Source organism: Leisingera sp. XS_AS12, assembly GCF_041224635.1.
Lineage (GTDB): Bacteria > Pseudomonadota > Alphaproteobacteria > Rhodobacterales > Rhodobacteraceae > Leisingera.
This window is the reverse complement of sequence record NZ_JBGFGM010000036.1, coordinates 1-10,727: the sequence shown is the minus strand read 5'-3', so window position 1 is coordinate 10,727 and position 10,727 is coordinate 1. Positions and strand designations below refer to the sequence as shown.

The following is a 10,727-nucleotide window of genomic DNA, read 5'->3' as shown; positions in this document are numbered from 1 at the left end:
CGGGCTGATGGATATGACCGGCGCCGAGGACGGCCCGCCGATGATGGCCGGAGATGCCTTTGCCGACGTGGCAGGCGGCATGTTTGCGGCCTTCGGAGCGATGGTGGCGCTGTTTGACCGGGAACGCAGCGGCAAGGGGCGGCATGTTGATCTGGCGCTTTATGACTCGCTGGTGTCGATGATGCCGGTGGCGGCCTGCCGGGCGCTGATGGCGGGTGAGACGCCAAAGCGGACGGGCAGCAAGCACGCGCTGTCGGCCCCTTTTGGCACCTATTCGGCCGGGGATGGCAGTTTCACCGTTGCGGTGTTGAATGACCGGCTGTTTGCGCGCTTCGCAACAGCCATCGGCGCACCGGAGTTGGCAGAGGATCCGCGTTTTGCCAGCGATGCTTTGCGGCGGCAAAACGAACCCGCTCTGGCGCAGCATATCGAAAGCTGGGGCGCAGCACGCGGCACGCAGGACGCAGTGGCGGTTTTGTCCGAGGCGGGCATTCCAGCCGCGGCACTATACTCAGTGCCCGAGGCCTGGGGCTCACCGCAGGCGCAGGCGCGCGGGCTGGCCTCTGCGGTAGAGCACCCCGCCCTTGGAACGGTCACAGTGCCAGAGCAGCCCGTGCATTTCAGCGATGCGCCGCGGGGCGGACGCCAGTCAGCGCCCGCCCTGGGCGCCCACACTCAGGACATTCTGCAACAACTTTGGCAAAACAGGGAGAGCCCCGATGTGCGTTGATCTGAACAGCGAAGAACAGGCCGTCATCGACCAGATCGAACGGTTTTCGACCGAGGTTCTGGCACCTGCCGCTGCCGCCATCGACGCCAAGGGGCAGTTTGCAACCCTGCACCGCGCGGCACTGGCAGAAATGGGCATCATGGGCATGAACCTTCCCGAAAAGTATGGCGGCATCGGTCTGTCCGGGCCTGCCCTTTATTGCGCAGTGGAGGCCATTGCGGGGGCCTGCGGCTCTACCGCCTCGATGCTGACAGCGCATTTCCTGGCGACGGATTCACTGCTTCTGGGGGCGGATGAGACGCTCAAGCAGCGCTTGCTGCCGGCTGCCGCAGCGGGTGAGGCACTTGGCGCGTTTGCCCTGACGGAACCGATGGCTGGCTCCAACCCTGCCGATATGCGCAGCACCGCCACCCGCGATGGCGACGGCTACCGGCTGAAGGGCTCCAAATGCTTCATCTCCAATGCGGGTGGCGCGGATTTCATCGTGGTCTATGCCAAGACCGACAGCGCAGTCGGCGCCCGCGGGGTAAGCGCCTTTGTGGTGGAACCGGGCAAGACTGATGGTGTGGAAATCGGCAAACACGAAGAAACCATGGGCCTGCGCGGCGGCCATGTGTTCCCGATCTCGTTTGACTGCCACGTTCCCTCGGAAAACCGGCTCGGCGACGAGGGCACCGGCTTCCGCACCGCTATGAAAGTGCTGGACAACGGCCGTATCGAAGTGGCCGCGCAGGCCACTGGCATTGCGCGCGCCGCGCTGGATGCGGCTGTGTCCTATGCCAAGGAACGCGAGGTTGGCGGACGGCCGATCAGCAGCTTCCAAGGGCTACAGTGGATGCTGGCCGACAGTGCCACCGAACTTGCCGCGGCGCGGGCATTGGGCATGCAAGCCGCCCGCAAGCGCGGCACCGGTGAGCGGTACTCCTCAGACTCGGCGTTTGCCAAGCTATACGCCAGCGAGGCCGCCTGGCGCATCGCAGACAGGGCACTGCAGATCCACGGTGGCTACGGCTACACCCGGGACTTTCCACTGGAACGCTACCTGCGCGACTTGCGGATCTTCAGGATCTACGAGGGATCCTCGGAGATACAACGGACCATCATCGCCCGCGAACTTCTCAGTTAGCACATTGATCGGCCAAATGTCGGTTTGCGCTTTTTTTGAAAATTGCTTCAGCGAGGTGAAAGTGAAGCCCTGCTGTGCCGACTGCGCCGAGGCTTATCTCTGCGCAGTTGCCGCGAATGTCTTTTTCGATGGACATTGCAGCATTTCGAATAGACGGCAGAGGACCGGTTAGGGCCATCCACGTCTGTAGGATTCCTGGCGAGTCCCGACCTTGCAAAGGTCACTATTGCGCATTCCTGCCTTCCAACACGCGTGCATGTTTCCCCATATTCTTCGCAGGTGAGCAACACCTAAATGACCTTCTGCCGCGATCAAACATCGAACGCCTGGTCTTGGTTGCCGCGTTTCGATATCCCGGCAATTAAAGAACTCTCCTGCAGACCCAACTGACGGCGGCACTCCGCCACAGCCTCAGCGTCGCGAACAATCTCCCTTCTACGCTCGCGCAATGCGTCCTCAATGATCGCAGCGATGATCTTAAGAAGGATCTCGAGCAGCGACATCGCTGGTTCAAGCCGGGCATGCATCTCCAGAGGTAGCGGACGTTCCGGGCCACCGCGAGGGCCATACACTAGTCGGCCCGGCTGGTCTTTCTTATCGGGCACCCATCGCAGCTGGTCGGTGCGGATCAATTCCAATCCAAGGTTAAACGCCTCTGCCCGTTCCTGAGCCAACTTGATCTCTTCTTCCCGGGCACGAATTGCTGCTTCCCGTTCCGCCAGTTGTTCTTCCCGCTTCGCGGCCCGTTCGTCCCTTTCTTTCAATGACCTTTCCCTCGCCTCAACCTCCTTCTCCCGACACGACACCGTTTCTTCTCTTGCCGTGACCTCTGCCTCCTTCTTCTTCAAAGAATTTTCGTCCGCCGCGACGCGGCGTGCCTGCGCTTCCAGCGCCTGCTCCCTTTCCTCTAGCTTGGTTTCGAACCGTAGGTTGGCCAGCTGCTCCTCCGCCCGGGCTTTGGCCCCGGCTTTACGCGCAGCGTATTGCTTGGTCGTCAGGCGCTCGTGGCCTGGCCCCTTCCGGAGAAGCCCGCAGGGCTTGCCAACCGCTTCGTAGTAGCGGTCTTGAAAGGCTTTCATCGCCGCCGTGAAAGCGGCCTTCTCCGGGTTCTTCCCGGATCTTTTCTTCCGGGCGGCATGCAGATGGCGCCCATTATCTACGGACCATTCTTCGAGCTTTCTGGCATTGACGGCCTCGACCTCGGCGCAAGCGGCCTGCCATTCGGCCAATGCCCCTTCGTGTTTTGCCATATTCTTTTTCTGGGTAACCCGGTTCTTGCTGGGCCGCGGCTTCTTCGGCTTTCTCGGTTTTGGCAGCAATGCAGGCTTCGGCAATGACGAAAGCGTCTGCGGCTTGTCATGCGCGCCCCGGTATTCCGCAGCCGCCGCTTTGCCCACATGCAGCTTGTTGGCATCGAGCCGCGAGTCCTCCGCATTCACAGCAAGGATGTGCATGTGAACATGTGCTTCATCCAGGTGAATGACCCCAGCGAAAGCAACGCCTTGCGGCATCCGCTTCCGGAAATCCCGCACAACCAGGTCTGCCCACCGTGCGATCTCTTTCTTGTGCTTTGCCCGATCCTCCAGGAAATTTTTCGACGACATCGGGTGCGAGTGGATCTCAGTGTACAATGTCGGCGCATCGGACCGCAGGCTTCGGCTGTAGGTTTTTCCGGGTTTCGCGGTCACGGTTTCCCGGATCTCGCTGCATCGCCGATCGTGCAGCGCCTGAAGATCACTGACGGCCATCGCCCCTCGGCTTAGAACGGGCAACGGCGCGCGCGGGTTTTCGACATGCTTGGAGAAGTCCGGATTGCGCTGCGCTTCCTCGAACACCTGCTGCGTGCTGTTCCACTGGTCTTTCGTGCCCTTCACCTTCCGGGGCTTTCGGGAATAGGTTTCGATATGGACGAATTGATATGCCATGCCGCGGTACTCCTTTTTTCATTGAGTACGCGACCTCAGCGAAAACGCAAAAGCGGATCCACCGATAACACCCTGTAAATAATCGGATTTCTGTTGCCATATTGTTTTTCTGAGACTTGGGGCAGCATAAAATGGCGCGCCGAACGCGCGCAGATGCTCCCCATAGGGACAGACTATAGGTAGCTGAAGCTACCTCGTCTGCCCCTTACGCCGGGGAGGCGCTCCAGCAGCCCTTCGGGTGCTTGCGCGGCCGGTACCCGGCCTTGCATTTGTACTGTTTCGAACGGCTTGGTTCCGCCACCTGCCGGTGTCCGGGAAGGTTGGTCTTACTTCTCCTGACCAGCCGAAAACCTTCGGGCATTCACAAGACATTGCCTCAGACGCCCTCCTGCCAAAGGCCGTGGATGCAATTTTGTTTCTCGATAATCTGGATGGATGTAGCGCTCGCCTTTTCCGAGGCAGACTATTCCTCGACGTCTATGCCACGATCATGACACCACTGTTTTAGCATCCTCCGGATCATGGCTGGCCGTGTTGGAAGGTCTTCCTCATTTCGCCTCTGAGCATCCACAACTTCGATCATCTCGCGCGGCAATCGCAGGTTCACAGCTTCCGTATCGACCGCCGGTCTTCCTCTGGTTTTTTTTGCCATGCCAGCTAATCTCGTATTGATTTTTGGTTTTTTGGTACCATATAATAACGAGCGTAGGCAAGGGCTCCACCCCTTGCTTACGCTCTAATCACACTGATCTCGGCTAAGGAGACCAACATGACTATCGCATCTGTTATCACGCGCTCGAGCGCGGCAAAAGACCTGCGCCCAGCATCGCTCTGCCGGATTTCCGAGGAGTGTACCACCCCGATTTCCCGGACTTTCACCGTGCTCATCGAAGCCGTGGATGCTGCCATTGAGATGGACCGCGACCTGTCGCATTCCATGAGTTGGGATCCTGGGAGCAGCGGCTTCGCGGAGGCGGCGGAGAACCAATGGCAAGACTGCCTGCGTTTGGCTTCCGATATCTTTTCCGCCCCGGCTTCTTCCGCATCAGACCAGCCGCTGCAGCGTATGGGCATGCTGATGCACTTCCTCATTGAAGCCACTACCCCAGACGAGGCGCTACACTTCCAGCATCTGATGTATAAGCACCGGGACCTTTTCACCACCGATGATCCCGGTGTCCGCGAAGCGCTGAACCGCGCGGCGCGGCAAGTCGACGCCGTGGTGGAGATGGCAGTGACAGCCCCGGACTTCGCGCCGGTCTGATCCGCCCAATCCCCCTGACATAACCTGACCCGGCCCGCAGCGGATCTCTCCGCCTGCGCCCGGCCGCGTCATGCCCAATTCCAGATTTTCCCGGCAGGTGCCCCATATCCGGCGCCTGCCCCCTCTCCCGCTTTGCGCAAATGGAGTTCTCAATGACCCATACATCAACCGCCACCCACGCCGCCTTCCCGCTCACCATTCACCGCCACTGGCGCGCGGCCGCCGAAGCCAAGGGCTTCGGCATCCTCCAGCGGGTCAAGGACCGCTATCACCTGCTCCTGTCTTGCCACAGCTGCCGACGGACACATGCCAGCAAGATCTTTGTTCTCATGAACAGCCAGCCGCAGTGCCCGCACTGCATTGAAGCGCGTTGGCGGGACGATGCCGCGGCAGTCGGCCTGGACTGGGTCGGCCGCGACCCGGAAAATCGTCACTATGGCTTCTACATTGCCGGATGCGGACACCGATTGCGCCGCCAGTTTGAGATGGTGAAGCGGGCCGCCGAAGGCGTCTGCGACGTACGCTGCGAACTCTGCCAGCAGCATAAGGAGCAAGAAGAAGCCTCCGCGCAGGGCTGGGAGCTGATCGGACCGGACCCGGAAGGCGGCCCGAACTATCGCCTGTACCGGCATCAGGCCTGCGGCCACGAACAAAGGATCGCCCGTGCCAACATGCAGACCGGCCGCTTCGGGTGCGGCAACTGCGGTGACAACTGGCCCGCGGCACCGAGCCATCTTTATGCCATGCAATTCCGGCTGGCCTCCGGGTTGCGCCTCGTCAAGCTTGGCTTTTCCCGTAACCCGGATTCCCGCCTGCGCCATCAGTTGCTGAAGCACCACGACCTGGATGCGCAGATCCTGCAGACTGTCCCGATGGCGACCGGGCAGCTTGCCTTGCAGACAGAGAAGCGGCTGCATACCAGGCTCAAGACCGCCTTCCCGGATAGCATCGCGCCGCCCGATCTTTACGCCGGATCCATCAATGTCAGGAGCGAGATCTATTTCGCAGACGTGACCGCGGAGATCCTCCGGATGCTGGACGAGATCGCCACTGACGGCGCGGCCTGACACTCCTCCATCCGCCCCCCCTCTGTGCCGCCCCAGCCAACCCGGAATCCGGGGAGGGCGGCGCCCCTTTGCCTGCATCTTATCCGGAGACAACCGATGACACAGTTCCCGCTTCACTCTCCCCGTCCCGCCTGGGTCTCCTTTGGCAAACAGGTCCTGCGCCGGATGATCTCAGATCAGCTCAGCGCCGCTAACAAACGTGCCGCCGCTTTTCAAGACCATCCAAAATCCAGACTTTTGGACACGCTCAACGACCTGCCAAGAGCGCAGCACCGGGACAGCGCAGAGCTAGACCAACTCCGGGAAAGCGGAGTAGACGGCTGGGCGCTGGACGACCAGGGGCACAGCCGCCCTGCAACCGTCCTGCCCGGAAGCCGAAGCCTCATCGCGCTGCGGCTTGCAGCAACCTTCATTTCCTCCCGGAATGTCATGGACACCGTGTTGGCTCCGGGTTCCGTCACCGTGCTCTCCGGGTTCCGCACCGCGGACGCGGATTTCATCCTGGCGGCCTGCCGCTCCGGTTTCCTGCCCGAAGAGTGGAAGGTCACCACCCGCGGAGACGAACACCCCCGTGGTCAAGCCCTCCGGGTACTTCAGGTCACCACATCAAGCGGAACGTCGCGGACCGGTGATCTCTATCGTCTGGAGCGCAACCTATGTGAAGCGCTGCAGCAACCCTGCCCGCTGCTTGTCCTGCTTCCGCACGGCGAAAGCATCCCGGACAGTCTCGCTGCGAGCTTGCCGGACCCGGTGAAGTTGAAGCCGCTGAACCGCGATATCCTCATCACACAGATGGAGCACAGCCACAGCGCCACTGGCAAAATCGACCGCGAGGCCGTGGAACCGGCTCTCCCCGAAGACCATGCGTTGTCCCAGCTGGGCGATCCGGATGTGCTACTGGCACTCCGGGCCCCTGATGCCCGCTGCGCGGCAGACCGCCTGGCCGCGGCGGTTTCTCGGACCCGGGGGCACGCTGGCGGCGTCCGCGCACTCACCCTCGAGGCCATCGGCGGCACCTCTCCTGCCCACCAGGCTGCGGCGGACTTGGTTGCGGACCTGCACAGATGGCAGCGCGGTGAGATCGAGTGGAGCGACATGTCCAGATCTCTGTTGATCTACGGAGAACCCGGCACTGGCAAAACCGTGCTTGCCAAGGCCATCGCCGCATCAGCCGGGGTCCCGTTGATCCAAGGATCGTTTGGTGCCTGGCAGGCCAACGGCCACCTTGGCGATATGCTTGCAGCCATGCTGACCTGTTTCCGGGACGCCAAATCCCGGAAGCCCAGCGTGCTATTCATTGATGAGATCGACAGCTGCGGGTCTCGCGCCGACACCGGTGACCGCAACCAAGCCTACCGCCAGCAGGTGATCAACGAGTTCCTGCGGCAGATCGATCTGCTGCACCGGGAAGAGGGTATCCTGCTGATCGGCGCTACAAATTTTCCCGGAAAAATCGACCCGGCTATCCTCCGTCCTGGCCGTTTCGACCTGCATCACGAGATGCCGCTTCCGACCCGGCAACAGATCCTGGTCATGCTTGAGCAAGCCTTCCCGGACTCCGGGCAAGATCTGCGCCCCCTGTCCCGTAAACTGGCCGGGCAAACCCCCGCCGTGATCGACGCCCGCCTTCGCGAGGCCCGCGCCAAGGCGCGGCGCCAGGGGCGGAGCTTCGATCCCGGATTCCTGGAGCAAATCCTCGGCCAAGAACAAGGATACCGGAGCCGCTTGGACGCGCGCATCGCCGTGCATGAAGGCGGCCATGCAATCGCCGCCTGGCTTTACGGGGAAGAGATCAAGCGCGTCTGCCTCTCCCCCGACGGAGGGTTTACCGAGCGCACGACACCGCCGGGGGCGGGACTGGAGGCGGATTTCGACCGGCAGATCACGATCCACCTCGCAGGCCGCGCAGCAGAACGGCTCGTGTTCGGGACAATCTCCGCAGGGGCGGGTGGAGGCTCAGCCTCGGATCTCGCGCAGGCCGCGCAGCTATCCTTGGCGATGGACTATGAACTCGGGCTTGGCATTCATGGCAACGCCTGGCTTGGGACCCCGGACTTTGCCCGTTTGACTGCAGAAGAACGCAAGCGCCTACAGGAACGGCTCGACCATGCCGAGGACGTCGCGCGTGCTTTGTTGTACCCCCACAAGCACCTTCTCAAAGAAATGGCCTCGGTTCTGGTTCGGGAAAGGGAGTTTGACGGCGAAGCCATCAAGTGCTGGTTGCGTGACGTGCCGCGGCAAGGAGATTCAGAGCTAATTCTGAACCAGTAGATGCGCTCGCCAATCAAGCGGCCTAGCCACCGGATTTGCACAATGACTTGTGCAAAATCCCGCGGCGCAGACTCCGGTTGGTCCAAAATCCGGATAACTCCCTCCCGGAAAGGTTTTGCCCGCGCGGCAAACGCCGCCGGTCCGGCCGCAACGGCGCGCACCTCAGCTCGCAGCCCTGAGCAAACCGGCCAAAACGGCAGGTTGTCCACATAAACCCGGCCCCGGGGCGGCATCTCCCGCCTTTCAAAGGTCCTCCGTCCTCCCGCTCCAGATATGATGTAGCCAACAGCCGCCGGGGCAGTTCCCGGCCAGATCAGCAGCATCAGAAGACCGCCCCGGGCCTGTGTCCGGGAGCGGCGGGAGACCTCGGCCCATGGCACGGGACCAGAAGAGCTATGTCAATTGCCAGGAGAAAGCCAGTCTCCCCGGTACACCTGAGACAAACGGCCAGGCCAACTGTCCGGCCTCGCTTCTGCACATCATAAAGCTCCTCGCCCGCCAGACTGCTCTTGAGGACATCGCGGCACAGAGGAGCCAATTGCCCCCGGAGGAATAAGAATGAACGCAACACCCAGTCTCCGCGCTGCCATTTACGCCCGGTATTCGACGGACAAGCAGAAAGACACATCGGTCGAAGACCAGATCCGGCTCTGCCGCCGCATGTGCGAGCAGAACGGGTGGCAGGTAACGGAAGTTTTCACCGATCACGCGCTCAGCGGAAAGAATGCCCTGCGCCCGGGATACCAGCGTCTGATCCGGGCAGCAGAATGCGGCCAGATCGACATCATTGTCGCCGAAAGCCAGAACCGCCTGTCCAGGGACATGGCGGATTCCGCAACCCTGCTGAAGCGCATGAGCTACTTCGGGGTCAGGCTCCACACAGCTGCTGAGAATGAACTGGACGATATGAAGGTCGGCGTCAGCGGACTGGTGTCCACCATGTTTCTTCGGGACCTGGCCCAGAAGACACGCCGCGGTCTGGAAGGGCGCGTTGCCAGGGGCAAATCCGCTGGCGGCATTTGCTACGGCTACCGGGTGAAGCGGGAGATCCTGCCAGACGGCACGCTCAGCACCGGTGACCGGGAGATCGAACCGGAGGAGTCCGCCGTCATCCAACGGATCTTCCAGGATTACGCAGACGGTCTTTCCGCCCGCACGATTGCGGCAGCCCTGAACAGCGAGGGCGTGCCTGGACCGCAAAGCGGCAAGGGCACCGGAGTCTGGAACCCCTCAACGATTTCCGGGAACATCAAGCGCGGCACCGGTATTCTGAACAACGAGCTGTATATCGGGCGTCTGGTCTGGAACCGATTGACCTACGATACCAACCCGGACACCGGCAAACGCTTGTCACGCCTCAACCCGCCTGACGACTGGAAGATCGAAGAAGTCCCACAGCTGCGCATCCTTGATGACCAGCTCTGGCACGCAGTGAAAACCCGCCAGGGTGAGGTGCGGCAGGCAATGAACCCGGCAGGCGTTCTGACCGAACGGCCCCGGCTGGAACGCGCGCGCCGACCGACCTACCTTCTGTCCGGCCTCTTGCGCTGCGCCTGCTGCGGCGCCAGCTACACGCTGATCAACAAAACCCGTTATGGCTGCGCCGGCGCGCGCAACAAGGGCGCCGCGGTCTGCACCAACCGCGCCACCATCGGCCGGGAAGAAGTAGAGGATCGGGTTCTTTCCGGGCTAAAACAGAGGCTTCTGGCACCGGACCTGCTGGCGCAATTCGCCGAGGAATACCGCAAGGCGTTCAACGAAGCCGCCGCGGGGGCCTGCCAGGAGCGCCAGAAGGCGGAAGCCTCCCTGAAGAAGGTGGATGGAAAGATCGCGGGCATTCTGAAGGCCATCGAAGACGGCATGTACCATGCGTCATTGAAGGCCAAGATGACGGAACTGGAAGAGGAGAAGGCCCGGTTGAAGGCCCTCATCAAGGAAAGCCCGGAGCCCCCTGCCCTGCGGCTGCATTCCAGCCTTTCGCAGCGCTACCGCGAGATGGTCGAAGATCTCGCCCGGTCGCTGAACGCGCCGGAGGTGAAGCGGGAAGCCATGGCAGAGCTGAGGGCGCTGATTTCGCAGGTACGGATGGTTCCGGACGCGGATGCGCCCGGCGGCCATCAGCTTGAGCTTGTTGGAGAATTGGCCGGGATCATGGCTTTGGGGGGCCTTGAATCGAAAAAGCCCCCGCTTTTTGCAGAGGCTGGGTCGGAAACGATGGTTGCGGGAGCAGGATTTGAACCTGCGACCTTCAGGTTATGAGCCTGACGAGCTACCTGGCTGCTCCATCCCGCGTCAGGTGTTTTGTATCGTTCAAGAGAGGTTTTGGATTTTACTAGGTTTGGCG

General features: G+C 61.7%; 7 protein-coding genes and 1 tRNA gene. 6 read left to right on the top strand and 2 right to left on the bottom strand.

Features of this window, described 5'->3' with window-relative positions; all coding sequences use genetic code 11:
• Both AB9K35_RS00485 and AB9K35_RS00480 read left to right on the top strand, forming a co-directional pair.
• On the top strand, window positions 1-730 hold a 730-nt coding region (locus AB9K35_RS00485), incomplete at its 5' end, for a CaiB/BaiF CoA transferase family protein (RefSeq protein WP_369923959.1).
• On the top strand, window positions 720-1,856 hold the full coding sequence (locus AB9K35_RS00480) for an acyl-CoA dehydrogenase family protein (protein WP_369923958.1): 1,137 nt from the start codon (window positions 720-722) through the stop codon (window positions 1,854-1,856). The genes AB9K35_RS00485 and AB9K35_RS00480, both read left to right, overlap by 11 nt.
• A gap of 311 nt (window positions 1,857-2,167) precedes the next feature.
• Here the strand turns inward: AB9K35_RS00480 and AB9K35_RS00475 are convergent, their stop codons facing one another.
• Window positions 2,168-3,781 carry a plasmid recombination protein gene (locus AB9K35_RS00475; RefSeq protein ID WP_369923956.1) on the bottom strand — a complete coding sequence of 538 codons (1,614 nt, stop codon included), beginning with the start codon at window positions 3,779-3,781 and terminating at the stop codon, window positions 2,168-2,170.
• A 769-nt stretch (window positions 3,782-4,550) separates the two neighbouring features.
• On the opposite strand from AB9K35_RS00475, the gene AB9K35_RS00470 reads away from it, so the two are divergent.
• The 4 genes from AB9K35_RS00470 to AB9K35_RS00455 all read left to right on the top strand — a co-directional run bounded on the left by AB9K35_RS00470 (window position 4,551) and on the right by AB9K35_RS00455 (window position 10,642).
• The gene (locus tag AB9K35_RS00470; protein WP_369923955.1) at window positions 4,551-5,045 is read left to right on the top strand and encodes a hypothetical protein; all 495 of its coding nucleotides are present in this window, start codon (window positions 4,551-4,553) and stop codon (window positions 5,043-5,045) included.
• A gap of 152 nt (window positions 5,046-5,197) precedes the next feature.
• Window positions 5,198-6,112, top strand: coding sequence for a GIY-YIG nuclease family protein (locus AB9K35_RS00465; RefSeq protein WP_369923954.1), 915 nt, complete (start codon window positions 5,198-5,200; stop codon window positions 6,110-6,112).
• A 96-nt stretch (window positions 6,113-6,208) separates the two neighbouring features.
• On the top strand, window positions 6,209-8,383 hold the full coding sequence (locus tag AB9K35_RS00460) for an AAA family ATPase (protein WP_369923953.1): 2,175 nt from the start codon (window positions 6,209-6,211) through the stop codon (window positions 8,381-8,383).
• A 558-nt stretch (window positions 8,384-8,941) separates the two neighbouring features.
• Window positions 8,942-10,642, top strand: a complete 1,701-nt coding sequence (locus AB9K35_RS00455; RefSeq protein ID WP_369923960.1) for a recombinase family protein — start codon at window positions 8,942-8,944, stop codon at window positions 10,640-10,642.
• On the opposite strand, the gene AB9K35_RS00450 is transcribed toward AB9K35_RS00455, so the two are convergent.
• Window positions 10,599-10,675: transfer RNA gene (locus AB9K35_RS00450), tRNA-Met, on the bottom strand. The genes AB9K35_RS00455 and AB9K35_RS00450 overlap by 44 nt on opposite strands.
• Window positions 10,676-10,727 lie beyond the last annotated feature (52 nt).

Excerpts from the sequence above, each read along its gene's own strand:
- AB9K35_RS00480 (WP_369923958.1), top strand. The coding sequence starts at position 720 with ATGTGCGTTGATCTGAACAGCGAAGAACAGGCCGTCATCGACCAGATC.
- AB9K35_RS00465 (WP_369923954.1), top strand. The coding sequence starts at position 5,198 with ATGACCCATACATCAACCGCCACCCACGCCGCCTTCCCGCTCACCATT.
- AB9K35_RS00470 (WP_369923955.1), top strand. The coding sequence starts at position 4,551 with ATGACTATCGCATCTGTTATCACGCGCTCGAGCGCGGCAAAAGACCTG.
- AB9K35_RS00475 (WP_369923956.1), bottom strand. The coding sequence starts at position 3,781 with ATGGCATATCAATTCGTCCATATCGAAACCTATTCCCGAAAGCCCCGG.
- AB9K35_RS00460 (WP_369923953.1), top strand. The coding sequence starts at position 6,209 with ATGACACAGTTCCCGCTTCACTCTCCCCGTCCCGCCTGGGTCTCCTTT.
- AB9K35_RS00455 (WP_369923960.1), top strand. The coding sequence starts at position 8,942 with ATGAACGCAACACCCAGTCTCCGCGCTGCCATTTACGCCCGGTATTCG.